At 67.8% G+C, this 26,245-nt stretch carries 22 protein-coding genes and 1 tRNA gene; 8 read left to right on the plus strand and 15 right to left on the minus strand.

Annotated elements, in window-relative coordinates; all coding sequences use genetic code 11:
• Position 1 precedes the first annotated feature (1 nt).
• The 14 genes from mfd to OYT95_RS07925 form a co-directional block, all read right to left on the minus strand.
• Positions 2 to 3,649 (minus strand): transcription-repair coupling factor, encoded by a 3,648-nt coding sequence (gene mfd, locus OYT95_RS07860; protein WP_112300428.1) that lies wholly within the window; start codon positions 3,647 to 3,649, stop codon positions 2 to 4.
• Between the two features lie 119 nt (positions 3,650 to 3,768).
• Positions 3,769 to 6,198, minus strand: coding sequence for a glycosyl hydrolase (locus tag OYT95_RS07865; protein WP_268791128.1), 2,430 nt, complete (start codon positions 6,196 to 6,198; stop codon positions 3,769 to 3,771).
• Positions 6,199 to 6,230: 32 nt separating this feature from the next.
• Complete coding sequence (locus OYT95_RS07870) at positions 6,231 to 7,196, minus strand: DUF1839 family protein (RefSeq protein WP_268791129.1); 966 nt, start codon at positions 7,194 to 7,196, stop codon at positions 6,231 to 6,233.
• Positions 7,193 to 8,143 carry an amino acid--[acyl-carrier-protein] ligase gene (locus OYT95_RS07875; RefSeq protein WP_268791130.1) on the minus strand — a complete coding sequence of 317 codons (951 nt, stop codon included), beginning with the start codon at positions 8,141 to 8,143 and terminating at the stop codon, positions 7,193 to 7,195. The genes OYT95_RS07870 and OYT95_RS07875 overlap by 4 nt, the downstream gene beginning before the upstream one ends.
• Positions 8,140 to 9,348 (minus strand): acyl-CoA dehydrogenase family protein, encoded by a 1,209-nt coding sequence (locus tag OYT95_RS07880; protein WP_268791131.1) that lies wholly within the window; start codon positions 9,346 to 9,348, stop codon positions 8,140 to 8,142. Before OYT95_RS07880 ends, OYT95_RS07875 begins: the two co-directional genes overlap by 4 nt.
• On the minus strand, positions 9,345 to 9,587 hold the full coding sequence (locus OYT95_RS07885; protein ID WP_112300458.1) for an acyl carrier protein: 243 nt from the start codon (positions 9,585 to 9,587) through the stop codon (positions 9,345 to 9,347). Before OYT95_RS07885 ends, OYT95_RS07880 begins: the two co-directional genes overlap by 4 nt.
• A complete protein-coding gene (gene acpS, locus OYT95_RS07890) occupies positions 9,584 to 10,021 on the minus strand; it encodes a holo-ACP synthase (RefSeq protein ID WP_268791132.1) in 438 nt (145 codons plus the stop codon). Before acpS ends, OYT95_RS07885 begins: the two co-directional genes overlap by 4 nt.
• 240 nt (positions 10,022 to 10,261) lie before the next feature.
• The gene (locus OYT95_RS07895; RefSeq protein WP_268791133.1) at positions 10,262 to 12,106 is read right to left on the minus strand and encodes a putative bifunctional diguanylate cyclase/phosphodiesterase; all 1,845 of its coding nucleotides are present in this window, start codon (positions 12,104 to 12,106) and stop codon (positions 10,262 to 10,264) included.
• A 14-nt stretch (positions 12,107 to 12,120) separates the two neighbouring features.
• Positions 12,121 to 14,250 (minus strand): Rv1355c family protein, encoded by a 2,130-nt coding sequence (locus OYT95_RS07900; RefSeq protein ID WP_268791134.1) that lies wholly within the window; start codon positions 14,248 to 14,250, stop codon positions 12,121 to 12,123.
• Entirely contained in the window at positions 14,247 to 15,023 is a 777-nt protein-coding gene (locus tag OYT95_RS07905) for a hypothetical protein (protein WP_268791135.1), read from the minus strand. The genes OYT95_RS07900 and OYT95_RS07905 overlap by 4 nt, the downstream gene beginning before the upstream one ends.
• A gap of 194 nt (positions 15,024 to 15,217) precedes the next feature.
• Positions 15,218 to 15,643, minus strand: coding sequence for a hypothetical protein (locus OYT95_RS07910; protein ID WP_112300466.1), 426 nt, complete (start codon positions 15,641 to 15,643; stop codon positions 15,218 to 15,220).
• Positions 15,640 to 16,104, minus strand: a complete 465-nt coding sequence (locus OYT95_RS07915) for a GyrI-like domain-containing protein (protein WP_112300468.1) — start codon at positions 16,102 to 16,104, stop codon at positions 15,640 to 15,642. The genes OYT95_RS07910 and OYT95_RS07915 overlap by 4 nt, the downstream gene beginning before the upstream one ends.
• A 360-nt stretch (positions 16,105 to 16,464) precedes the next feature.
• Positions 16,465 to 17,106, minus strand: a complete 642-nt coding sequence (locus OYT95_RS07920; RefSeq protein ID WP_105413256.1) for a ScbR family autoregulator-binding transcription factor — start codon at positions 17,104 to 17,106, stop codon at positions 16,465 to 16,467.
• A gap of 114 nt (positions 17,107 to 17,220) precedes the next feature.
• Entirely contained in the window at positions 17,221 to 17,835 is a 615-nt protein-coding gene (locus OYT95_RS07925; RefSeq protein ID WP_268792216.1) for a TetR/AcrR family transcriptional regulator, read from the minus strand.
• Positions 17,836 to 18,073: 238 nt separating this feature from the next.
• Here OYT95_RS07925 and OYT95_RS07930 point away from each other — a divergent pair.
• The 8 genes from OYT95_RS07930 to OYT95_RS07965 all read left to right on the plus strand — a co-directional run bounded on the left by OYT95_RS07930 (position 18,074) and on the right by OYT95_RS07965 (position 24,556).
• A tRNA-Gln gene (locus OYT95_RS07930) sits at positions 18,074 to 18,144 on the plus strand.
• Positions 18,145 to 18,219: 75 nt separating this feature from the next.
• Positions 18,220 to 19,722: a bifunctional UDP-N-acetylglucosamine diphosphorylase/glucosamine-1-phosphate N-acetyltransferase GlmU gene (gene glmU, locus OYT95_RS07935; RefSeq protein ID WP_268791136.1), complete on the plus strand. Its 1,503-nt coding sequence runs from the start codon at positions 18,220 to 18,222 to the stop codon at positions 19,720 to 19,722.
• 32 nt (positions 19,723 to 19,754) lie between these two features.
• Entirely contained in the window at positions 19,755 to 20,699 is a 945-nt protein-coding gene (locus tag OYT95_RS07940) for a ribose-phosphate diphosphokinase (RefSeq protein WP_397494164.1), read from the plus strand.
• A 71-nt stretch (positions 20,700 to 20,770) separates the two neighbouring features.
• Complete coding sequence (locus OYT95_RS07945; RefSeq protein WP_037243928.1) at positions 20,771 to 21,406, plus strand: DUF2461 domain-containing protein; 636 nt, start codon at positions 20,771 to 20,773, stop codon at positions 21,404 to 21,406.
• A 153-nt stretch (positions 21,407 to 21,559) separates the two neighbouring features.
• Positions 21,560 to 22,234 carry a hypothetical protein gene (locus OYT95_RS07950; protein ID WP_174233823.1) on the plus strand — a complete coding sequence of 225 codons (675 nt, stop codon included), beginning with the start codon at positions 21,560 to 21,562 and terminating at the stop codon, positions 22,232 to 22,234.
• 43 nt (positions 22,235 to 22,277) lie between these two features.
• Positions 22,278 to 22,664: a hypothetical protein gene (locus tag OYT95_RS07955; RefSeq protein WP_112300473.1), complete on the plus strand. Its 387-nt coding sequence runs from the start codon at positions 22,278 to 22,280 to the stop codon at positions 22,662 to 22,664.
• 54 nt (positions 22,665 to 22,718) lie between these two features.
• Complete coding sequence (locus OYT95_RS07960; RefSeq protein WP_268791137.1) at positions 22,719 to 23,939, plus strand: cytochrome P450; 1,221 nt, start codon at positions 22,719 to 22,721, stop codon at positions 23,937 to 23,939.
• On the plus strand, positions 23,936 to 24,556 hold the full coding sequence (locus tag OYT95_RS07965) for a TetR/AcrR family transcriptional regulator (protein ID WP_268791138.1): 621 nt from the start codon (positions 23,936 to 23,938) through the stop codon (positions 24,554 to 24,556). Before OYT95_RS07960 ends, OYT95_RS07965 begins: the two co-directional genes overlap by 4 nt.
• Positions 24,557 to 24,592: 36 nt before the next feature.
• Here the strand turns inward: OYT95_RS07965 and OYT95_RS07970 are convergent, their stop codons facing one another.
• On the minus strand, positions 24,593 to 26,083 hold the full coding sequence (locus tag OYT95_RS07970) for an APC family permease (RefSeq protein WP_268791139.1): 1,491 nt from the start codon (positions 26,081 to 26,083) through the stop codon (positions 24,593 to 24,595).
• Between the last annotated feature and the right edge of the window lie 162 nt (positions 26,084 to 26,245).

Genomic DNA, 26,245 nt, shown 5'->3' on the forward strand with positions numbered 1-26,245 from the left:
GTCAGGCCTCCATCACCACGGACCCGGCGGCCTTGCCGTCCAGCGCGAGCACGAAGTCGGCGATGTACTGCAGCAACTCCACGTCCCGCACCCGCTCCGCGCCGATTCCGCCCGAACCCGCCCGGGGCAGCGGCAGCTGCACCATCCCGGTGGTGGCACGGTACTGCGCGCTCGGGTAGATCCGCTTGAGACGCAACTGCTTCGAGTCGGGCAGGGCCATCGGCGCGATCTTCAGCTGCGTCCCGACCACGGCGATTTCCTCGAGGCCGTACTCACGGGCCAGCAGACGCAGCTTGGCCACCGAGACCAGTCGGCGGACCTCCTCGGGGAGCGGTCCGTACCGGTCGACGAGTTCGTCGACCACGGCCGTGATGCCGTCGAGTTCGGTGGCCGCCGCGAGCTTGCGGTAACCCTCGAGCCGCAGACGGTCGCTGGTGACGTAATCGGGAGGGATGTGCGCATCGACGGGCAAGTCGATACGGACCTCCTTCGGGGCGTCCTCCGTCGTGATCGGCTTGCCGTCGGCCGCCGCCCGGAACGCCTCGACCGCCTCCCCCACCAGCCGCACGTACAGGTCGAACCCGACACCCGCGACGTGACCGGACTGCTCGGCGCCCAGCACGTTTCCGGCACCGCGGATCTCGAGGTCCTTCATCGCGACCGCCATGCCTGCGCCCAGGTCGGAGTTCTGCGAAATGGTCGCGAGGCGGTCGTAGGCCGTCTCGGTGAGCGGTTTCTCCGGCGGGTACAGGAAGTACGCGTAGCCGCGTTCCCGGCTACGCCCGACGCGACCGCGCAACTGGTGCAGCTGCGACAGGCCGAGGGAATCGGCGCGTTCGACGATGAGCGTGTTGGCGTTGGAGATGTCGAGACCCGTCTCGATGATGGTGGTGCACACCAGCACGTCGTAGTCGCGTTCCCAGAAGCCCTGCACGGTCCGCTCGAGTGTGTCCTCGTTCATCTGCCCGTGCGCCACCACGACCCGCGCCTCGGGGACGAGGTCGCGGATCCGCTGGGCCGACTTGTCGATCGAGCTGACCCGGTTGTGGACGTAGAACACCTGCCCGTCGCGGAGCAGTTCCCGTCGGATGGCCGCGGCCACCTGTTTGTCGGCGTACGCGCCGACGTACGTGAGGATGGGGTGCCGCTCCTCCGGCGGCGTGAGGATCGTGGACATCTCGCGGATGCCCGCCATGCTCATCTCGAGTGTTCGCGGGATCGGCGTGGCCGACATCGTGAGTACGTCCACGTGGGTGCGCAGCGCCTTGATGTGCTCCTTGTGTTCGACACCGAAGCGCTGTTCCTCGTCGACGATGACGAGGCCCAGGTCCTTCCACCGGATCCCGGTCTGCAGCAGCCGGTGTGTGCCGACGACGACGTCGATCTCGCCGTCCGCCATGCCGGCGATGATCTCCTTGGAGTCCCCCGCATCCGTGAAGCGGGAGAGCCCGCGCACCGTCACCGGGAACGCGGCCATGCGCTCGGTGAACGTCTGCAGATGCTGCTGAGCGAGCAGCGTCGTCGGCACCAGGACCGCCACCTGCTTGCCGTCCTGCACGGCCTTGAACGCCGCCCGCACCGCGATCTCGGTCTTGCCGTAGCCGACGTCGCCGATGACGACGCGGTCCATCGGGACGGCCTTCTCCATGTCGGCCTTGACCTCGCTGATGACCGTCAGCTGGTCGTGGGTCTCGGTGAACGCGAAGGCGTCCTCCATCTCCTTCTGCCACGGGGTGTCCGGGCCGAACGCATGACCGGGTGCGGCCTGCCGCGCCGCGTACAGCTGGACGAGTTCACCGGCGATCTCACGAACCGCCTTGCGCGCCTTGCGTTTGGTGTTGGCCCAGTCGGAACCGCCGAGCTTGCTGAGCGCGGGCAGCTCGCCGCCGACGTACCGCGACAGCTGGTCGAGCGACTCCATCGGCACGAACAAACGGTCGCCCGGATGTCCGCGCTTGCTGGCGGCGTACTCGATCACGAGGTACTCGCGCCGGGCGCCGCCGATGGTGCGTTCGACCATCTCGACGAATCGTCCGATGCCGTGCTGGTCGTGCACCACCATGTCCCCGGCCGTCAGGGCCAGCGGGTCCACCTGGTTGCGGCGCTTCGCCGGCAGCCTCTTGCCGTCGCCGACCGCCGCCACCCGGTTGCCGGTGAGATCGGCCTCGGTGACGATGACGAGTCCGGCAGTCGAGTCGTCGCCAGGGAAGACCAGGCCGTCGTGGAGCGAACCGCGCAGCACCCCGACCTGTCCTCGCGGGGGCTCCGAACCGGGCACGAGTTCCGCCGCGGGCACCTCGGCCTCGCGCAGACGCTCGAGCACCCGATGCGCGGTACCGGCGCCCGCGACCACGATCACGGCCCGCCCGCCGGTGGTGACGTGGGCGCGCAGGCTCACGAACAGTTCCGACAGCAGGTCGTCCGAACCGCGGATCTGCGGCGCCGGCGTGACCGCCAGCTCCAGTTCCTCGCCGTTGCCGGATGCGAGCGGGCTCAGCGTCCACCACGGCTGACCCGTCGTCTCCGCTGATTCACGGACCTGGCTGAGCGAGCGGTAGGCGGAGGCGCCGAGGTCGATACCGTCGCCCTTCAGCACGGAGGTGTCGAGCGGGGCGGCGCCGCCGATCGAGGCCGCCGTCCACGACGCCTCGAGGAACTCCTGACCGGTGCGCACCAGGTCGGTGGCCCGCGTCCGGATCTTCTCCGGATCGCACAGCAGCACGTGCGCGCCCTCGGGCAGCACGTCGGTGAGCAGCTGGAGCTGCCCCGGCCGCAGCACGGGCAGCAATGCCTCCATGCCCTCCACCGGGATGCCGGCCGACATCTTGTCGAGCATCTCGACGAGCGCGGCGTCGGCCTGGTTGTCGACCGCGAGCTGCGCGGCCCGGTCGCGAACGTCCTCGGTGAGGAGCAGTTCGCGGCACGGCGGGGCGATCACGGCGTCGATGTCGAGTTCCGGCAGCGACCTCTGGTCCGCGACGGAGAACGCGCGCAGTTCGGTGACCTCGTCACCCCAGAACTCGACGCGCACGGGATGATCCGCGGTGGGTGAGAACAGGTCCAGGATGCCACCGCGGACGGCGAACTCACCGCGCTTGCCCACCATGTCGACGCGGGTGTACGCCATTTCGACGAGCCGCTGAATCAGCCCGTCGAAGTCGTGCTCGACGCCGACCCGCAGCGTGACGGGTTCGATCTCACCGAGACCCGGCGCCATGGGCTGCACGAGCGAGCGGACGGTGGTGACGATGACCTGGAGCGGCGCCCCGTACGAGCGGTCGTCCGGACGCGCGAGTCTGCGCAGCACCTCCACGCGGCGACCGACCGTGTCGGCGCTCGGCGACAGCCGTTCGTGCGGCAGCGTCTCCCACGACGGGAACTGCGCCACGGCGTCGCCGATCATCTCCTGCAGTTCGGCGGTGAGGTCGTCGGCCTCGCGACCGGTCGCGGTGACCAGCAGCAGATGGGTGCGCTCGGCGAGAGCCGCGGCCACGAACGGCCGGGCGGGCGCGGGCGCGACGATGTCGAGGTGATGCCGCCCGAGCGCCTCGGTCACCTGCGCGATGACTGCGTCGCCCAGCGCGATCTTCGCCAGACCGGCGAGCGGGGTGTCGGACGAGGGCTCGGCAGCGATGAGCGGGGAAGACAACGACGCACTCCTGAGCAGTGATGACGAACTGCCGGCGAACAGCTCGGGCCGGGACGAGCGGCCAGTTGCGGACTGAGCCAGCCTAGTCGATATCGCACACGGACGGACCGGGGTCCGTATCAGGTGGAGGCCTGCACCACCGGTGCGACGGTCATCGAGTTCAACGCCCGCACGTGCCCGGTCACCGCGTCCGTTGTCCCGGTCCTGCGCACCGGCACCGTCCGTGCTCCGCCGGGCGGCAGGTGGAACCAGGAGTCCGCCGGTTCGAAGCCGCGGAGGTCGAGGTGAACGTACTGCGCAGCGCCGTCGGTCCCGACGTCGACGACCCAGTCGCCGGACGCCGTCTGCCGCACGACCGCCGTCAAGCCGACGGTGCGTTCAAGGGCGCGCGCCGGTCCGCCGACGAGGTGAACGGACTCGGCGACACCGTCCTCGCTCGACAGGGTGACGGTCACGCTGTCGTAGCCGCGGGGGCCGAAGCGGTGGACGTGGGTCGCGTCGGTGAACCGGCCGAGCACCGTGTCGAGCGACCACCGGCGCGCCGCGTGCGCAGCCACGGTCACCGGTTCGGTGACGTCGAACGCCCGGGTACCGGTGCGGGTGTGCACCTGCACCCGCAACTCCCCCACGACCGTGTGGTCGGAGTCGTTGACCGCGTCGATCCGCAGTCCGTCCAACCCGTCCTCGGCGAGCAGGACCGCGACCGGCAGCGACATCCGCCGCATCACGAACCACGGTGCCTTCGGCCTGCCGTCGGAGTCGAGCAGCCCCCACCCGGCACCGGGTTCGAGGTCGCGGAGCGCGAGCACCAGGGCGCCGTCGCATCCCGAATCGGGCCGCCGCCAGTAACCGAGAGTCGCCGCGAACGCCTCGCAGACGGCGGCCCGGCCGAGGGCGAGATACCGCTCGGGGTCGCTCCAGCGGACCGTCGACGGCTCCTCGCCGAACAGCGTCCGCACGTAGTGGTCGCGGACGTCCTCGAAATCCCAGGACGCCCCGTTGTCCCGCGGCACGGCCGCCTTCCACCGTGGATGGTGGCCGGCCGCCGCGAGGCTGCCGAATTCGGCCTCGATCGCCGCGTCCGACGGGGGGATCGAGAACGCGAGGCATTCGGCGGCGAACCGCACCCCGGCCTGGCGGACGTCGGACGGCGGAAGCCGGTAGCCCCCGACACCGAAGTAGTGCGCGATACCCGTCCCCACGTGGGTCGCGAGCGCGTCGCCGCCCGGCGGCGGCGACGGTGACGACGACACCGGCACCACCCCCGGCGCCGTCCTACCGACCACCGCCGGAATCACGTCGTGTACCGCCGTCATGTGCGGCGCCGGGAATCCGAGCATCGCCGGCTGCTGTTCGGTCTCGCTGCCTCCGCTGAACACGACGAGCGCGGGGTTACCGGACAGCGGCCGCAGCACGGCCTCGACCTCCGCGGTCAACAGGTCCAGGAACGGCTGGTCGTCGGGCGGGTCGAACGTCGACAGCATGGCGTCCTGCCACACCATGACACCCAGTTCGGCACAGTCGTCCCAGAATGCGGCGTCCTCGTACACCGCCGTGCCCGGCACGCGGACCATGTTCAGGCCGGCCTCGACCACCCGCTCGAGGGTGGCCCGCGTCTGATCCCGGCCGCCCAGCCCGACCGGATCCACCGGCGTCCAGACGGCGCCGCGGCAGTACACGTCGACCCCGTTGACCGACAGCCGGAATCCGCCGTCGCCGCGCGCCGCGCACACGGTGCGGAATCCGACCGCACCCAGGTCGACGACGTGCTCCCCCAGATCGACGCTCAGCGGATACGTCACGGGATTGCCGTGGGTGTGCGGCCACCACAACCGGACGTCGGGGACGCGCAGGTGGGCGCGGACCTCCTGTGCGTCCCCGACGTCCACGATCGTCGCGACCACGGCGAGGTCGCCGAGCCGCACGACGGGGGCCGGTCCGGCCGAACGATGCACGCGCACGGCGAGGTCCAGCACGCCCGTGCCGTCCGCCACGGCGGTGACCACGTGACGGTCCGACAGGACAGGCGCGGCGCGGTCGTTCAGGCGCACCGCCCGCCACGGACCCACCGGGGCGGGCACACCGCCGAAGACCGGGGCGCGACCGAGCAGGCTCGTGCGGATCCAGCGCAGGCCCTGCGCACTCACCAGCGACGACCGCCAGCGTCCGCGTGGCCGCCGGCGGCGCAGCACGGCCTCGAGGGACGGGAAACGGATCGCCAGCGTGACCCCGCCGGGGCGAGAGGCGAGCTCGACCGAGGCCGGCACGAACATCGACTCCGACGTCAGGACGAGGTCGTCGCCGGCCCACACCTCCGCGTGCGAGGCGAGGCCGTCGAACTGGAGCCGCCACGGACCCGGACCGCCGCCGGACACGTCGGTGACGAACCACCAGTCCACCGCATCGGTCTTCGCCGCCCGCGCCGCCGCAGCGCCGTCGGTCGCCCGGATCGCGCCTGCCGCGGTACCCGGCACCTGCGCGACATACCATGGACCCGGCACACAAGCCAGACCCGCGGGATCGGTGACCGAACCCGGTTCCGTTGCCACACAACGCCACCGAGCGTCGGCGAGAAGATCCACTACGCGCGTCCGACCACTCGCGCCAGGCCACCCACCGAGGATTCCCACGCCTCGGCCATCCCGTCGAGTTGCACCGACGGGTCGACACTGCGTCCGCGAGCGGCCCTCGCCATCTGGAACTGCACGCTCTTCGCGCCCTGCGCCACCGCCCGGAAGCCCGGCGCGAACGCCGCTGCCCCCGCGAACCCGTTGCGCTCGAGGTACTCGCACACGTCGGCAGCCAGTTCGGCGGTGGCACCGCACTGCCGCAACACCCCGAACGTCCACAGGTGGAACGTGTCGATGCCCGCGCTACGAATCCAGGGCACGTCGGCGACGACCCGCTCACCGAGGTCGCGCACCGGATTTCCGTCCGGTCGGGTGGCGAGATGATGCCGCAGCACCGCCTCGAAGCGCGCCGGCCGGTACCCCGGATCCCCGTCGAACCGGACCTGCTCCACGTAGGGGGTGAATGTCGTCGACCCGGCGACGTCCAGCCCGAACAACCCGCGAAAATCGTCACCGGCCAGCCGGTGATACCCACTGTTGTGGAAGTACTCCAGCACACCGCCCTCCCGGTCGATGTAGTTCGCGACGATCGTGGTCTTAATGTGGCCCTCGCGGTAACCCGTGCCTGCCGTGTCGGGGAGCCAGTGCGCATCCACCTCGACGGTGGACAGCATTCCCGCCGCGAGATTGTCCTCCACGTGGTCGAGGACCCGGCGCCAGACGTTCATCTCCCCCACGTCGATCCCGTAGAGCGCGAACAGATCCTCCGGCTTGAACTTCAGGAACGTCCACTGCGATCCGTCGAACCGGGCGCCGAACGCGCACGCCGCGGCCGGCACCGGATCGAGCCCCAGCGAGTGGAGTACCTCCACCCACAGGTCGAGGTAGCAGTTGGTCTCGGTCCACGTCCGTTCGCCGGAGTGGATGGGGTGCGGTTCGTACCCGTCCGGCGAGATGTCGATCAGCCGCAACGTCACAGCGACATCCGGGATTTCACTGCACTCGGCCAGCGCGACGGGTCCATGCCGTGAGTCCGCAGCATCGCGAGCGCGATGCGTTCCATCCCGAATCCCACGCACGCACTGTGGGCGACACCGCCGTCCGCGGTGGCGATGTCGAACGTGAGACCGAAATGGTCCTGATGGCAGTTGCACGAGACGACGGCGGTGCCCTCGTCGAGATCGCCGTACAGGCGCACCGTGAGCTCGGTCTTGAGGTTCTCCTCGCGCTGGTTGGCGGCGAGCATGCGTCCGACCCTGCCGAAGAACGGGTCGTTGGCGGCCACCGGCGCGGCGTCCAGCCACAGGTCGGACAGCACCTCGAGCCCGCGCTCGATCCACGAATCACGGTGGGTCGCGGCCTGGTCCGCCGTGCCGATCCGCACGAACTCGTGCATCCGGAACGCCTGCATGCGGGCGGGGTCGAACGCCGGCTCGTGCCGGAAGCAGTAGCCGTACACGTCGAGCAGCGCACCGCCGTCCGGGAGCACACCCGTGAACATCGGGTACGCGGGGTGGCACGCCGCCGATACCAGCATCGTGTCGGTCGGTTCGAGCCACTTGTCCCAGCTCTCGCCGTCGTCTCGCGCCGCCAGCAGTTGGGCGTGCTCGGCGTTGGTGCCGGTGAACGTGTTGATCGCACCGGTCAGGTTGGGGAACGACGCGATGTAGTCGGTGCGCTCGAAACTGGTGCGCGGGAACACCGGAGGGAACCGGAATCGAGCCGCGGACGCACCCGGGCCCGCTGCCCGCACGACGGCGTCGATGCCGTCGACGATGTCCTCGAACAACCCGGACCGTCCGTAGAGGCCGGCGACGGACGTGTCCACCAGGAGTCCGGCCTCGAGCAGTTCCGCCCGGAACGCACGGCGGGCCCGCTCGAGTTCGCTCGTCTCTTCCCGCTCCACTGCTGTATCCGTGCTCATATCGTCCCCCGGTATGCCGTGGCCATCTGCGCCGAGTTGGCCATGATTCGATCGTTGTTGACCATGACGGCCGCCCCGTGCGCATCGCGCAGGTGCCGGCCCAGCGAGTACTCAGTGTCTTCCCGGTAGCCGGCGATCCCGCAGATCAGCAGGGCCCTGCCGACGAGGTCGACAACCAGCGTCGACGCCGTCACCTTCAGGTTGTTCATCGCCAGCGAATAGCCCACTCCGCCCGCGACTTCGGCCTCCGGTGAACCGGCGGGCGCCGCATCGGCGTCGTCGAACCGGCGCGCCGCGGCGAACACGACGTCCGAGAACTGCTGGTGCACGGCGGCCGCCTCGGCGAGACGCGACGCCGCGGGCGAGGCCACACCCGGCTGCTTCCGCGCTGCCACTCGCACGTACCGGCGCGCCTTTTCCAGCGCGGCGTCGGCGATGCCGAGCCACACGGCCGACCACACCGAGTGCGACACCGGAAGCATCGTCGCTGCCGAGATTTCCGCGTAGGGGACCGCGACGACGAGATCGGCTGTGGTGGTGGCACGCAGCACGAAACCGGGACTGCAGGTACCGCGCAGCCCCAGCGTGTTCCACTCACCGGTGCGCTCGAGCGTCACATCGGCGCGCCGGCAGACGACGAGCACCTGGTCGCTCGGCGGGCTGTCGGGGGTACGCCGCGCGGTCGCGAGGATCGCATCGGCGTACTCGCCGTAGGAGATCACGGGGGCGTTCTTGATCAGCGACACCACCCCGCCGGACTGCTCCACCGCGCACGTGCTGCGCCGCACGTCGCCCCCGATGCCCAGTTCCGTCGTCGCCGACGCGAGCAGATACTGACCGGCGACCGCGTCACGCAGGAAGCCGGAGACGCCGTCGCCACCCGGATGTCGTACGAGCGAGAGGATCTGGGTCTGGTGCATCGCGAACACCATCGCCGTCGCGGCACAGTGCCGCCCGAGGGTCCGGGCGATCGTGCACAGTTCGCGAAGCGTCGCGCCTTCGCCACCCAGCTCCGGGGGAACGGCACACGAGAGCAACCGCTGGTCCCGGAGCGCGTCGAGCGCTTCCTGCGGAAAGCGCGCGTCCCGATCGACATCGACGGCCCAGCGCGCGGCCACCTCGGCCACGACTCTCTCGGCTCGCGCCGCCGGTCCCCACGACTGCGCGGACTGGATCCCGGTGCCGCTCGCGAGGGCGATGCTCATGCCACTCCGAGTTCGACGAGTGCGCCCCGAATGGAATCCACGCTCGCGAACGTACTCTTGCGCAGCAATTCGTCGGGGAACTCGATGTCGAACGAATCCTCCAGCGCCAGCATGACGTTGACGCTCGCGTGCGACGTCAAACCCAGTTCGTAGAGGTCGGCCCCGACGGCGATGCTCGTGGCATCGACGGACAACCGGGCGTGGTCGCCGAGAACCTTGCGGATCGTCTGCTCGCTCATGGGTGGCGTTCTCCTTGGTGATGGGGTGGTGTCCCGTACCGGGACGCGGTGACCATCGCGATCGCGACGTCGGCCTCGTGCGAGATCGAGACGTGGAATTCGCCGAGCCCCTGCCGCTCGGCGAGGGCCGACGCGTTGCCGGACAGGCGCACTCCGCATCCGCCCCAGCTCTCGCGGCGGATCTCGATGGACTGCCACGGCAAGGCGACGTCCCCGGGTCGCAACACCTTGACCACGGCCTCCTTGGCCGCGAACCGGGCGGCCAGCCGTTGGGCCCGCGCAGGCCCTTCGCAGGTTTCCAGTTCGTGGGGCGTGAAGATTCTGGTCAGGTAGCGGTCGCCGAACCGCTCGACGCTGCTTCGCACGTGCCCGACCGTCATCACGTCGCATCCGATACGGGACTCGGGGATCGACGAGACAGAACCACCAGACATCGATCCCCCTGCTCCAGTCTTCGACAGTCCCACATTCCGTGCCGGAAGCTGTCCTCAGCGACTCTCCAGCAAACCCTTCGAGAAGTTACCGCACACCGGCGATTCAAGACAAGAGGTACTGCGGTGTGGGCATAAACATACCCCGAGTCTGTAACGCTGTCTTCACGACGCAATGAAACAGCAAATGCGGCGCGAGCGATTCCTCCGAGAATTCGCCGTCGCGCCGCGCGGGTAGGCGAGCTACAGCCCGACCTCGATGGCTCCGGCCACCAGCAACTTGCCGATCTTCTCCGCCGAGACCGGTCGGCTGAACAGGAAGCCCTGCGCCCGATGACATCCCATGTCGAGAAGTTGCCGGGCCGACTCGACGTTCTCGACGCCCTCCGCGACCAACTCCAGGCCGAACGATTCGGCAAGGCCGATGATGGACTTCACGATCGCCCGGTCCCCCGCATTGCTGTCGAGGTTCATCACGAAGCCCTTGTCGATCTTCAGCGTCCCGACCGGCAGCGCCTTGAGGTGGCTGAGGGAGCTGTACCCGGTGCCGAAGTCGTCGATCGCGACCTCGACATCCATCGCGTGCAGCCCTTCGAGCGCTTCACGCGTCCAGGTCAGGTCACTGAGCACAGCGTTCTCGGTGATCTCCAGGCACAGCGCGCCCTTCCGAAGGTCGAATTCCGTCAACGCACTCGCGACGACGTCGAGAAAATCCAGACCGGCCAACTGCCCCGGCGAGACGTTGACGCGGAGATCCAGATCCAGTTCGGGAACCTGCGACCGCCAGTCGGCCCACTGCCGGCAGGCCTTCCGGATCACCCAGCGCCCGAGCTCCCCCGCCACATTCGTCGCCTCGGCGACGTCGATGAACGACGCCGGCTGCAGCAACCCGAGCAGCGGGTGATTCCACCGCACCAGGGCCTCCACCCCGATGATGCGGCCGGTCCGCAGGTCGACCTCGGGCTGGTACTCGAGGAACAGCGACTCGTCCGCGATGGCCGCACGCAGACTGAGCTCGATCATGTTGCGTTTCTCGCTCTCCTCCTGCATCTCGTCCGTGAAGACGCTGATCGCGTTACCGCCCTTGGTCTTCGCGACCATGACGGCCTGGTCGGCCTGGCTGAGAAGTGAACTGGTGGTGGCCTTACCCGGATATCCCGCCGCGACGCCGATGCTGACACTGCGGCTGACCACCTCGCGGCCGAGACGCACCCGTTCGGTCACGACGTCGCGGATGTGCTGCGCCCGCGCCTCCGCCTCCTCCAGACCTACTGATCCGCCGAGCACGAGCACGAATTCGTCGCCGCCCAGCCTGGAGACGAGGTCGTCGGCTTCGCTGCTCGATCTGAGCCGGTCCGCGATCGTCGAGATGAACCCGTCGCCGGCTCCGTGACCGAAGAAGTCGTTGAGAGGCTTCAGCCGGTCCAGGTCGAGGAACAGGATCGCGACCGGCCCGGGTTCGGACTCGGCGAGGCGGGTGTCCAGGTGGTGGTAGAGCGCGCGCCGGTTACTGAGACCGGTCAGGGAATCGTGGTCGGCCGAGTAGCGCAACTGCTCTTCGACGACGATGCGCGCCTGGACCTGGGCGAGCAGCGCGGCGATGGCCTTGAGGACGTCGAGTTCCGGCGGGGTCCAGTCGCGGTCGCCGAACTTGATGAATCCGAGCGTGCCCGTCGTCGTGTCACCGGACAGCAGCGGAACGGCCGCGAGCGACACCTGCGGCACCCCGGAAGCCTCACGGACCCGCTCGTTATAGTCCGGACCGGACACCTCCGGACGGAAGATGGCCACTTCCTTCTGGTGCTCGATCTGGGCGAACGTCGAGTCGGCGTCCTTGAAATAGACGACGCCGAGCGGGTCGGGGTCGGGGATGAAGGGCCGCAGCGGGTATTCCGCGACCAGGACTGTCGCCGCGATCTCGTGGTCGGTGAACCTGAGGAAGCTGGTGTCGACCTCGAAGTGCTCCACGAGATCCTGCAACACGCGGGTGGCCACGTTCCTGAACGAGACCGCATCGACGGGCGTGAGCCGGGACGCCACGGTTGTCACCAGGGTCTCGAGCTTTTCGGTTTGCTTCTCGGTGTTCACTGGCCCTCCTGTCCTTACGATATCCGCCTGCGAACCCGGTCGGCGAGGCGCTCGCTCCGAACCGACGGGCCCGGCGCATGGCTGAGCCGTAACACCATGGCGAGCGCTTCACCTGCCTTCGCTCCGACGACGTCGAACAGTTCCTCCCGCAGCCTCTCCAATGGTGCCTCATACCGTGGTGAGAGTTGCTCGAGTTCCCCACTTTCCACACCGTAGAGAAACACCGGTGAAATCGGTTGGACGGCGAGTCCGAGCGCCTGGGCGTGGATCCACACGCTCTCGGTCGCCTCACCGCCGCGCACGTAGTCCCGAGGGGTGCTGCCGGCAATCGCGACGACCGCGACGGCCGAACTCGACGCGACGCGGTCCGCGGTGGACTTGCCGAGGGCGCGTCCCGCGTCCTGTGCGCCGAGTCGTTCCATGACCTCGGGTCTCCGCAGCAGCGCGAGGGTCGACAATTCCGCCGAATCGAGTTCGAGTGCGCGAACGTCGATGCCGGTCTCGACCGAATCCAGGGGCGGCCACCGCAACTCGCCGATCATTTCGCGGTGCAGGGTCGGCGTGAGGAATCGGATGCGGTCCGACTCCGCGAGAATGGCGCCGATCGTCGCGACGTCGTCCCGGTCGGTGACCAGGCAGAGGCGTGCACCCTCGCGAGATGCCGCCTCCGCGAGAAGTCCCGCCTGCGTGTCGTCCAACGGCCGGGGCACGCCCGGCCTGCGATTGGTGGTCCGGTCGAGCATCTGCTCGTAGCGGTCGGTGAGTTCCCGGTCGTTGCCGCTGCCGAACGTCATCGTGGCGACGGGAAGTCCACGGTCCCCGTCGTGGACCGTCACGGCGCCGAGCAGTCCCGCGGCCGACGCGGCGATCCGGGCGTTGTGCAGCGCGGCGCCGACTGCGACACAACTGCCGCGGTACCCGACGTCCATGGCCGTCGTATGTTCCGGGGCCACGGAGATGGTCAGCCCCACCTCGTCCGCCGCGATCGTCCACGGCTGGACGTTGCCGCCGGACGGCGCGCGGGACGCGGCATGCACGATCGCGTCGACGGGGTCGTGCGAGACCGCTGCGGGCACGGCACGATCCGCGGGCTGCTCCGGTAGATCGTGCGGTCTCGGCGGATCGGTGAGGGCATCGAGATGCCGATCCAGATCCATGCGGCACCGACCCGACGAGAGCGGCTGTCCGAGTCCGATGCGCCGCACCGCCGCCGCGACCTCCGCCCCGCCGAGCAGCACCTCGCCTCCGAGCTGAGGCCACGTGGAGATGGTTTCGTCCACCTCCACCAACGATGCCGCCATCGTCGCCGACAGCTGTCCCGCGTCGAGAATCCGGAGGACCAGCGGAATCTTGTCCCGCGAGCCGAGCCCCGCCAGCGATTCCACGTCGACATCACCGATCACTCCGTGGAAGACCGGCCGATCGGGTTCGAGGTCGAATCGCTCGACGTCCAGCAGACCCCGGTCGCTGGTCGCCATCAGCACCGGCAATCCCCTCCGCCTGGCCTCCCGTCGCAGGGACACCTTGACGTCGAGGGAGTCGCATTCGTCGATCACCACGTCCGTGCCGTCCAGGAATTCGGCCACCGACCCGGTGTCGAGACCGTCCTCCCATAACGTCACCGTGACGTAGGGGTCGATCTCCGCGATCCTGCGGGCAGCGACCACAGACTTGTTCACGCCGAGATCCAGAACCGTTCCGGGAACCCGATTCAGGTTGGACAGTTCGAGGGTGTCGAAGTCCGCGAGCCGCAGGCTCCCACACGCACCTTCCAGCGTGAGGGCCAACGCGACCGCGTGACCGACGCTCAGACCGACGATCCCGACGGTCACGTCCCTGAGGCGTTCCTGCTCCTGCACGGTGATCTTGTTCCGATTCCGGTCCAGCCGCAGCAGCCGGAACGATACGGGGCCGAGCAGACGCACCACGGTCCGTCGCCACGAGTAGTACGCCCACACCGGAGCCTCGTCCAGCACACCGGGTCCCGGCGTGGGCACGAGGGAACGGAGACTGTCGAACTGTTGGCCGAGCCGATCGACGAAGACTACCGCGGGGTCGCGGCGGAGACGGTCGAGTACCGCCGCGTCCCCGGAGTGGCCCTCGTCGAGCAGCAGGGCGGTGTACTCACCGCGGGATTCGTTCACGAGACGCTCCGCATCGGCCGGACGACGTTTCCTCCCGTCCCCGTCGCGATGCCTGCCGACGGCGTCGGTCGGGACGTCGTGAGTAACAGTTGGGCCAGCTGCATGGATTCGGCGCGGCCCCTGCGCCTACTCCGATCCCACCACATCAGCCGCGTCTCGTAGCGGTCATCCGGATAGGGCACGGGAGCAATATGGTCGGCCACCACCCCACCGGTGGTTCGCCACGTGTCCAGGACGTGGGAGGCGGCGGTCGCGAGCATGAACTGGACGTCGAGCAGATCCATCGAGAAGGTGGCGAAACGGCCCAGTGCACCGACGAGTTCACCCCGCCGGGAGGCCGTGTCCGCCACCCATGCACCCTTCGCCTCCACGACACCGAACGGCAACCGGTCCTCGATCATCCGGCGGACGGCGGGAGCGCCGGGATCGGTTCCCCATTCCGTGATCGCGTGCGCCTGATCAGCGACAAGATACGGCCCCTGGGCGCGGACGCCGGCCGCGACCGTGCCGTTCGAGTCGATGGCGACGAAGAAGAGTGCGGTGGTGTCGCCGGCCTGAATCCGGCGGTACTCGAGCGCCTTCTCGGCCCCGTACTTGCGATAGCCCGCGACCGCTCCCTCGAGATATTCTTCCCAGAGCGTCGGCTCGTCGGCGGGCCGGGCGACGACGAAGCGACACTCCGCCCGCGGATCCCACACACTCAGAGTTCGATCGAGTATGGTCTCCGTCGACCGTACATCCATCTGCGGATTCGTCAGCTGTTCAACAGGCATTGGTATTCCCATCGGGCGTCGGTGCGGCAATTCCGGGGACTCACGGGTTACGTAAAGACCCCAAGAACTGGACACACGAACACCCGGTCACAGCCCCGCGGCTACCCATTTTCCGCGTTTACTCCGGATTTGTCACCTGTGATGCCACAAATGGGCCCAAAAACAAACTTCAGGTCGGTAAGTTCCGCCTGTTATTAGCTGAGGGAAATGAACAGCTCGACGCTGCTCGGCGCGCGAAAGACCTCGATCTCCTCCGCGTAGGCACGCTCGATGCGCCCTTCCTTCTCCGCCAGCTCGGCCTGAATCCACACGTCCTCGATCGGGTCGGACGACCGCCCGTCGGGGGTGAACTTGGCGAAGTAGCCGGACGGGACGCGCACCAGCACGTCGCCGATGTCGAGGTGATCGAGGTCGATGCAGCGGTATCCGATCACCGCGGTCCATCCCAGATCCGGGACGGCGACGTAGACGGTGGTCAGTTCCTCGACCCCTCGCTGCTGGACACGCTCACGCGTGAACTTCATCAGGTCGGTGGCGTGCGCCGAGGGACCCAGTTCTATGCGCGGCAGAGTGAGCCCACCGAAGTCGGTCGACTCACGCTTGACGATCTCGAAACTCATTGCTGCCCCTGCCTGGTGGCGGGTGGCACTATCGCCACGTACAGATCGATCCCGAATGCGTGCGGGTAGAACTCGAAATCACCGGTGTAGGACCGCTGAATTTGATGCGATTCCTCCGCGTCGCGAATCTGCCCCCAGAGGGCGTCGAAGAGATCGGGAAACGTTCCGACCGAGGAGAATTTGGCATACGTTCCCGCAGGAATCCGCGACACCAGATGCCCGCGTCCGACCTGATCGAGAGAGGAGCACTCATAGCCGACGATTTGTGTGTAGTACGAATTGATCTCGGGCGCGTGGTCGACATAGGCGGAGGCCAGAGGCCGATCCACGTTCTGCGATAGAAGAGTCGACCACGTCTTTTCGAGAGCCTTGTCGCGGGCTTCTCCGAGCGCCCGCTTGGGGCTACGGACGGCCAGTCCAGCGACCAGCGTCTCTTCGCGTTCGACAATGACGAACGGCATCGGGCACCCTCCGATGTCATCGGCTCATTGGGCTGGCAATGGCGGTTATCTTTCGACCACCCGGAAATTCGGGGGACGAGATTTCACAATACATCCTCCGGTAACCCAAGACGGCGTCATTGGCCTCGCAAAGCCCAGTGCCTAACTGGGCAAACCACGGCGGTACCGACGCATTCCTTTCAACTAGGATGTGGAACCGTTTTGTCTGGCAAAGTACATACTCAAAGTATTTTTCGGCCGATTCTATTGGATTCGAGGTGTGTTTAATGCGAATGCCCGACTCCAGCCTGTGACACACCTAACAATGTGGCGACGATCCCGCACCTGGTCGCGGAAACCTCTTCCCGCGGAAGCGGTTTTCTAGCGCAGCAGGCGCCGGGATGCGAACTGGCGAAAATACACGAGCTTCGACGGCTCGACCAGTCCGGGAAGAATGAAGTACCAGACCCGTTCCATGCGACGGGGAAGATCGTCGAAGGCGCCGGTCGCGGTCGCGACCACGTGGGCTCCCAGCAACGACCCGAGTAGGAATGTGGACAGAGTTCCCGTGGAGACGTCGTCTTCCGCGAGGACGTCGCCCTCCTCGACCGCTCGTGCCACGAGTCGTTCGAAACCCTGCTGCCACGAGGAGACCACGTTGCCGTGCGTCCCCTGGTAGTCGCCGATCTCGTGCTGCAGTCGCAACATCGCCGCGACGATCGGATCGGAACTCGCCGCCTCGATCGCCACGTAGGACAAGGCGACGAGCGCTTCCAGCGCCGGCGTCGGCCCGTCGCTGACGGACGTCATTCCGGCGGTGAGCCGGATCTGCCCCTCGTCGATGACACCGCGGGCCAGGTCTTCCTTGGAACTGAAGTGGAAGTACAACGCACCTTTGGTCACACCCGACTGCTCGATGATCTCGTTGAGACCCGCGTTCGCGTAGCCGAGCCGCAAGAATACGTCGGCCGCCGCCATGAGGACCGAAGCCCGAGTTACCTCTGCTCGAACCTGTCTCGCCATCGACTGCCTCCCGAACAACCCCCCCGACGGGGCGCGCAAACTCCAGCGAACCCTAGCACTTGACAGGCGCAGCCCCACGGAAGTTGAACCGCGAGTCGGAAAACGAGAACACGTTCACTGAGGCGTCGTGCGGGGCCGATCGGTGCCCAGCTGGGGATCCGCCTCGAGATTGGTCAACCCGTTCCAGCACAGGTTGACCAGATGCGCGGCGACGACCTCCTTCGGAGGCGTCCGCTCGTCGAGCCACCACGTCGCGGTGGTGGACACCATTCCGACCAGCGCCTGCGCGTAGAGCAGGGCCAGATCGGGATTGAAGCCACGCCGCGAAAAATCGCCGGCGAGGATGTGCCCGACCTGACCGATGGCCTCGTTGAGCAGGCTCGAATACGTTCCGTCCGGTGCCGCCACCGGAGAGTCGCGGACGAGGATGCGGAATCCGTCGGTGTGCTCCTCCACATAGGTCAGCAGCGCGAGCGCCACCCGTTCGACCCGGATCCGGGAGCGGTTCTGCTTCAGCGACGACGTCACCATCTCCAGCAGCCGCGACATCTCCCGATCCACGACCACCGCATAGAGGCCCTCCTTGCCGCCGAAGTGTTCGTAGACGACCGGCTTGGAGACGTGCGCGCGCTGTGCGATCTCCTCGATCGACGTCGCCTCGTAGCCTCGCTCGGCGAACAGGGCACGACCGATCTCGATCAACTGCTCCCGGCGTTGCGTTCCGGTCATCCGGGTGCGGACCGCCCTCTCGGGGGTGGCGTCCACGTCCGTGGGTCGGGGCACCGAGGCACCATCCTTTCCTGACACTCGCGACGACGAAGTGCCGCGGGCAGCGTCGAAACACTGCAGGTAGCACCCACTCTATCGGGGCGTTCGAGACAAATTTCCGCAGCGGTTCGACGGGCGGCGGGTCGGCATGCGAGGATTCTCTCGCGCAAACGGGCGTGACACCCCGTGTGTGTGGCAATCCGCCGTAGTGTAATGGCAGCACCTCTGATTTTGGTTCAGATAGTTCAGGTTCGAGTCCTGGCGGCGGAGCGGAGCCTGCGGAGCGAATTCCTGCAGGTGGAGCTGTCGAGAACAGTAAGAGCAGAACGATCCAGAGGGAGCTTCATGCCAGTGCAGACCGCCGTGGTCGTCCTCGCCGCCGGCGCGGGAACTCGGATGCGGTCGAAGACCCCCAAGGTGTTGCACACCCTGGGCGGGCGCACGATGCTGGCGCATTCCCTGCACGCCGCCGCGGAGGTCGATCCGACCCACCTCGTCACCGTCGTCGGGCACGACAAGGAACGAGTCGGGGTCGCCGTCAGCGCCCTGGAGACCGAACTGGGCCGCCCGATCGCGGTCGCCATCCAGGAAGAGCAGAACGGCACCGGGCACGCCGTCGAATGCGGCCTGTCCGCCCTGCCCGCCGATTTTCGCGGGACCGTGCTGGTCACCGCAGCGGACGTCCCGTTGCTCGACGGCCACACCCTGCACGCTCTCGTCGACGAGCACCACAGCGAACCCACCCCCGCAGCGGTCACGGTGCTGACGTTCACCGCTCCCGAGCCCCGGGGCTACGGGCGGATCGTGCGCCAACCCCACGACGGTGAGATCGCCGAGATCGTGGAAGAGGCCGACGCCACCGAGGAGCAGGCGGCCATCACCGAGGTCAACGCAGGTGTGTACGCGTTCGACGCCGCGTTCCTGCGCTCCGCGCTCGGGCAGCTCAACGCGAACAACGCGCAGGGCGAGCTGTACCTGACCGACGTCGTCAAGATCGCCCGCGAGGCCGGTGCACCCGTCTTCGCCGCCCACCTGTCCGACTCGGCGAAGGTCGCAGGCGCCAACGATCGAGTCCAGCTGTCGAGGCTGGCCGCCGAACTCAACCGCCGCACCGTCGAGAACTGGATGCGGGCCGGAGTCACCGTCGTCGACCCGTCGACCACCTGGATCGACGTCGGCGTCACGCTCGCTCGCGACGTCACCATCCATCCGGGAGTGCAACTGCTCGGCACCACCACCGTGGGCGAGGACGCGGTGATCGGTCCCGACACCACGCTCACCGACGTGTCGGTCGGCGAAGGCGCCAGCGTGGTGCGCACCCACGGCTCGGAATCGACGATCGGCGCAAGCGCCACCGTCGGCCCCTTCTCCTACCTCCGTCCCGGCACCGTCCTCGGTGCGTCCGGCAAGCTCGGCGCATTCGTCGAGACGAAGAACGCCGACATCGGGGCGCACTCCAAAGTTCCTCACCTGACCTACGTGGGCGACGCCACGATCGGCGAGCACAGCAACATCGGTGCGTCGAGCGTGTTCGTCAATTACGACGGCGTCGCCAAGAGCCGTACGGTGGTGGGGTCACACGTCCGGACCGGGTCGGACACCATGTTCGTCGCTCCGGTACAGGTCGGTGACGGTGCTTACACCGGCGCCGGCACGGTGCTGCGTTTCGACGTACCACCGGGGGCACTCGCGGTCTCCGGCGGGAAGCAGCGCAATATTGACGGCTGGGTGCAACGAAATCGGCCCGGTACGGCCGCCGCCGAGGCGGCAGCCGCCGCGGGACCGCACCACAGTTCAGATCTGCACGAAACCGAGAAGCAAGATTTAAAGGATGGCATAGAGCAGTGACCGCGAATTGGATCGACAACCAGAAGAACCTCATGCTTTTTTCTGGTCGCGCGCATCCGGAGCTGGCCGAACAGGTGGCGAAGGAACTCGACGTGCGGGTCACCCCGCAGACTGCCCGTGACTTCGCGAACGGCGAGATCTTCGTCCGTTTCGAGGAGTCGGTCCGCGGCTCCGACGCCTTCGTGCTGCAGAGCCACCCGGCCCCGCTGAACACGTGGGTGATGGAACAGCTGATCATGATCGACGCGCTCAAGCGCGGATCGGCCAAGCGCATCACCGCGATCCTGCCGTTCTACCCGTACGCACGCCAGGACAAGAAGCACCGCGGCCGTGAGCCCATCTCGGCTCGCCTGATCGCCGACCTCCTCAAGACGGCAGGCGCCGACCGCATCATCACGGTCGACCTCCACACCGATCAGATCCAGGGCTTCTTCGACGGCCCCGTCGACCACATGCACGCCCAGGGTCAGCTCGCCGAGTACATCCGCGGCAACTACGGCACCGAGAACATCGCCGTCGTCTCCCCCGACTCCGGTCGCGTCCGGGTCGCCGAGAAGTGGGCCGACACCCTCGGTGGCGCGCCGCTGGCGTTCATCCACAAGACGCGCGACCCGCTGGTGCCCAACCAGGTGAAGTCCAACCGCGTCGTCGGTGACGTCGAAGGCCACACCTGCATCCTGATCGACGACATGATCGACACCGGTGGAACCATCGCCGGCGCCGTGAAGATCCTCAAGGAGGCCGGCGCGGGCGACGTGATCATCGCCGCCACCCACGGCGTCCTGTCCGATCCGGCGGCCGAGCGTCTCGCCGCGTGTGGCGCCAAGGAAGTCATCGTCACCAACACGCTTCCGATCGACGAGTCGAAGAAGTTCCCGACCCTCACGGTGCTGTCCATCGCCCCGCTGCTGGCTCGCACCATCAAGGAAGTTTTCGAGAACGGCTCGGTCACGTCGCTGTTCAACGGCAACGCCTAGGCGCTTCGCGCCTGTGAGTGGTTGACGAGTCTCTGGACTCGTCAACCACTCACAGGCGTAGCCTTTCCCCTGTGTTCACCGGGATCCCCACCGCTGCTCTCGACTTCTACGAGGACCTCGAGGCAGACAACAGCAAGAGCTTCTGGACCGCGCACAAATCCGTCTACGACGACTCCGTGCGCGCACCCATGACCGCCCTGCTCGCGGAACTCGAATCGGAATTCGGCGCGGGCAAGGTGTTTCGCCCCTACCGCGACGTCCGGTTCTCCAAGGACAAGACGCCCTACAAGACCCATCAGGGCGGATTCGTCGAAACCCGCCCCGGTGTGGGCTACTACGTGCAGATCGATGCGGCCGGACTGTTCGTCGCCGGCGGTTTCTACTCGCATACCCCGGTCCAGGTCGGGCGTTTCCGTGACGCCGTCGACGACGACCGGAGGGGCCGCGAACTCGTCCGGCTCGTGAAGAAGGTTCGATCGTCGGGGTTCGAGATCGGTGGCGACACACTCAAGACCCGTCCCCGCGGCGTCGCCGAGGACCACCCGCGACTCGACCTGATGCGTCACAAGTCTCTCACCGCCAGCCGGAGCTACCTCTCCCCCGACTGGATCGAAACTCCCCGCGCCGCTGACGAAGTGCGCACCGCCTGGCGTTCGATGCGGCCGCTCGTCGACTGGCTGACCACCGTCATCGGCGCCGGAGAATGAAACTTACCGGTCGGGAAAACACGTGTGGCACACAGCGTTTGCGGAGCACTTTGCGAGCCTCGGCATGATCTTCGTCACGCTTGGCCACAGAACCGCAGGTCGTACTTACGGCGATGTGACTCGCACGCTCGAATTCCCCTACTGTGGCTCGTCGTGATCGACGCGCAGACTCTCTCCGGCCCTATCGATATCGCTGCAATTCGAAACGTCCGGCGTTGGTCGCCGGGGGCGTGCGTGTGGTGCGGAGACGACAACGCCGTCGAGATGTTCCGTAACGAACCTCGCTGTGGCACTTGCCGCGAGAAGGAATCGGTCATCGACGAGGCCCGCCGCTTCCTCGGCATGTACGGCCTGCGGCCGCTCGGCGGCACGTTGCAGTCGGACGATGACGAAGAGCGTGAGCACCGGGTCAACGCCCGCGATGCGCGCCGCGAACTCAACGAGATGAAGCTCGCGGAACTCCCGGACCCGGCCGCCGTGCGCAAGGCGCTCCGTCCCCGGGCGGCCAGCGTGGTGTCGGAGCCGCGCAGCACCGCTCATTCCGGAACGTCGTCGGCGTCTGCGTCGACCCGCCCGAGCACGTCCCGCACGTCCGCCACGCCGCCGGTGGCACCGGTGCGCACCGACGCCGTCGACGTCGCCGCACTGGAAACGCGCGTCACGGGCCTGCTCGATCAGCTCTCGGCCATCGACGCCCAGATGAACCTGATCGGTGAGCCCGCCGGCCTCGCCGCGCGTGCCCGGATCAGCGACCTCGAGAAGCAGCGCGCCACCGTGCTCCGCACCCTCGCGGCTCTGGAGAAGGCCCGGATCGCGGCCGGCCAGTAGGCCACCACTTTCGGGCTGCCGCAGGGTGATACTGTCGCCCTTCGTGCAGCCCGTCTCCTCACCCACCGCGCTCGTCATCGACGCGAAGAAGCCGCCGATGGGCCCGATGCTGGTGACCCCCAATGCCCGCATCAACGGGTTTCACGTGCCGCTTCGGTGGGGCCACAACGAGATTCCGGCGCCGCCGGGCGTGCACCACATCCAGATCTCGGTCCCGTGGATCTGGGAGCAGGGCAGGGCGCAGATCACCGTCGACAACCGGTACCACCCGGCTCCCCCGGTGTACTACGCGTCGCCGTTCAGCAGTTTCAGCAAGGGCGCCATCGACCATCGGCCGGTGAAGAATCCCGGACTGCTCGGGTTGCTGCTCATCCTCACACCGGTACTCGTCCTGATCCTCGCTGTCGTGGCGTTCGCCCTGTTCGGCTAGAGAGGTCGTAGCCCCACCATTGACACAATGGGTTATGTGTCTCACCATCGATACATGACCGCATATGTGTCGAGCGTCTCGTTCGTGCCGAGGTCCGGACAATCGTGGCGTGCTCCGTGGCAGATGTACGCCGGCCTGCGCGACCACGACCCCGTCCATCACGTCGTCCCTGAGGGCGCACCCGAGAACGACTACTGGGTGTTGTCCCGGCACGCCGACGTCTACGCGGCGGCCCGCGACGCCGAGACGTTCTCCTCCGCGGCCGGCCTCACGACGACGTACGGCGAGCTGGAGAAGATCGGCCTGCAGGACAATCCGCCGCTGGTGATGCTCGACCCGCCCGACCACACCGCGTTCCGCCGTCTCGTGTCGAAGGGATTCACCCCACGGCAGGTCACCGCCGTCGAGCCGGACGTCCGGGCGTTCGTGGTGGAGCGCATCGAACGACTGCGCGAGGCCGGTGACGGCGATGTGGTGAAAGAACTGTTCAAGCCGTTGCCGAGCATGGTCGTCGCCCACTACCTCGGTGTCCCCGAAGAGGACCGAGCGCAGTTCGACGGGTGGACCGAGGCCATCGTCGCGGCCAATGCGCAGGGCGACACGTTGCAGGCGACGGGTGCGGTCACCGATCTGATGGGCTACTTCGCCGGACTGATCGAGCGGCGGCGCACCGACCCCGGAGACGACACGATCTCGCACCTCGTCGCGGGAGGGATGGGAGCCGACGGCGACGTCACCGGGCTGCTCTCCATCCTCGGTTTCGCATTCACGATGGTCACCGGCGGCAACGACACCACCACCGGGATGCTCGGCGGCGCAGTCCAGTTGCTCACCGAACACCGGGATCAGCGTCGTGATCTGATCGAACATCCGGAGCTGGTCGGCGACGCCGTCGAGGAATTGCTGCGGCTCACGGCCCCCGTCCAGGGCCTCGCCCGAACGGTGACCCGCGACGTCGAGATCGACGGCATCGTCGTTCCCGAGGGACGGAAGGTGCTCCTGCTGTACGGCTCCGCGAACCGCGACCCGCGCCGGTTCGGGCCGGATTCCGAGGTCCTGGACGTGCGTCGCAGTCCGAAGCAGATCCTCACGTTCAGCCACGGGGCCCACCACTGCCTGGGTGCGGCCGCGGCGCGGATGCAGGCGCGGATCGCGCTCGAGGAACTGCTGGCCCGCTGCCCCGACTTCACCGTCGACATCGACGCCGTCGTCTACGCGGACGGCAATTACGTGCGCCGCCCGACGAGCGTCCCGTTCCGGGTGCGAGAAGCATGACCGCCGACTGGATGAGGGACGAACGCCCCCGCCTCGCCGCCGAGCGCATCCTCGACGTCGCGGCCCAGCTGTACGTCGAGAACGGCATCGCCGCCGTCGGTATGGCCGAGGTCGCCCGGGCGGCCGGATGCTCTCGCGCCACGCTGTACCGCTACTTCGACAGCAGGCAGTCGTTGCAGCTGGCGTTCGTCCACCGCGAGGCCCGGCGCATCGGCGCGCTGGTCGCGGACGAGGTGCCAGCGGCCGGCGACCCGAAGGACGTGATCGTGGAGGCGATGCTGGCCGCGATCCGGCTGGTGCGCGCCGACCCGACTCTGGCCGCCTGGTTCCAGCTCGGCGACTCCGGCCTCGCCGCGCAGATCGCCCACTCGTCGGACGTCATCGAGTCGCTGGGCACCGCCTTCCTGGGGCAGGCGGGGTTCTCCGGAGAGGAGACGTCCCGGAAGGCACGGTGGCTCGTTCGCATCATCGTCTCACTGCTCACCGTGCCGGGCGTCGACGACACCGACGAACGCACGATGCTCGAGCAGTTCGTCGCACCGGCGATCGCCGAGCACGACTCCGGACGCGCCCGACTCCTGCCACCGCCGGACGAACGGGACGCTCGTTCGATCTGACGCAACGAGCGTCCCGTTCGTCCGGGTGCGGGACCGTCAGCGCACCGCGCCCGCCTGCTCGTCCGCATCGACCTCGAGGGTCGTCCTCCGGTCGGATTCACCGATCCGCGCGAAGACGAGCGGCTTGCGGAGCCGCAGGTAGCAGTACAGGGCGATGTAGCCGAGCACGGTCGCGAAGAAGATCCACGCGACCACACCTCGTGCTCCGGACGGGAACGGGTTGAAGCTGTACCAGTACACCAGCACGGACCCGATCGCGGCGAGGACGGTCGCGAGTCCGATGCCCAGGCGCAGCGACCGCGACCGGACGGCGCAGTAGCCGGCCGCCAGCGCGGTGAGTCCGTAGGCGGCGATCAGCATGTAGCCGGCGTACGTCCCGAGCAGGCCGTACGACGTCTCCGCCGCGGTCACGACCACGCCGAGGAGCCCCGCCACCAGATAGATGGCGCCGAGGGTCGTCACCGCACCGGCGGGGGTGCCGTGGCGGGCGCTGACCTTGCCGAGGCGAGCGGGCAGCAGACCGTCGCGGGCCAGGGTGTACACGGTCCGGCTGGTGCCTGCCATGACGCCGAGAGTCGACCCGAAGAAGCTGATGGCGACACCGATGTCGATCAGATAGCCGAGCCACCCGACGCCGTTGTGCTCCGCCAGGGTGTCGAGGGGTGCGTTCATGTTCTCGATCGGGAACCCGCGGAAGCCGAGCACGATGATGTAGGTGGCGACGATGTAGAGCACCCCGCAGGCCAGGACCGATCCGACGACGGCGAAGCTGATGGCCCGCTTGGGATGACGCGCCTCGCGGCCCAGGGTGGCGGCGTGGTCGAATCCGGCGAGGGAGAACACGGAGAATCCTGCGGTCGCGAGAATCGCTGTGGCACTGAACCCGTGGAAGTCGAACTGCCTGCTGTCGATCGGACCGGTGTCCGAATTCGCGAGGACCACGATCAGGAGCACGACGATCACTGCCACCGTGAAGAATTCGATCACCAGCAGCAGCTTCGCGGACAGCTTCACCTCACGAAGGTTCAGGGCGGTCACCGCGACCGCGACGGCCCCGGCGCAGATGCCGAGTGTCCACGTGCTCGCGGGCAGACCCACCTTCTGCAGGAAGGCGTCGAGGTAGATCGCCGAGCCGATCACGCACGCGGGTCCCGCGACGAGTGACGACGCGAGGTGGGTGACCATGACGAAGAATCCGGCGGGCTTCCCTGCCGCGCGGGCCGCGAGTCCGTACGTTCCTCCGGTGGTGGTGAAGCGTTTGGCCAGCCAGCCGATGCCGCCGGCGAACCCGAGGACCAGGACCGAGGTCACGGCCCAGGTGATCCAGCTGAGGTTGCCGGCAATCGTGACGACGACACCGATCGCGAGGGCCAGCGTGGACGCGGGCGCCAGAATGCCGAGCGACACGCCGAACACTGCCCACGTCGGGAGGATTCCGCGCGGCAGCTGACCGGCCTCGGCGTCGGTGATTCCCGCCGAGGACATCATCGTGTCCCCCGTGGTGGATCCATCATGCACAGTCTTCATGAACGCTCCTCGCGGATGACAGGACAGAGGGTGTCGAATAGTTGGCTGGTGGGCCAGTTATGAATCATCGTGAGGGCGATCACACTCGATGTCAAGAGCGCGCCACCCCCGGGCGGCACCCCGCCGCGACGGAGAGAGGTGGGTTGACAGCCCCTGTGAGTG

Origin of the sequence: Rhodococcus sp. JS3073, from assembly GCF_026810085.1 — a bacterium.
Taxonomy (GTDB): Bacteria; Actinomycetota; Actinomycetes; order Mycobacteriales; family Mycobacteriaceae; genus Rhodococcus_F; species Rhodococcus_F wratislaviensis.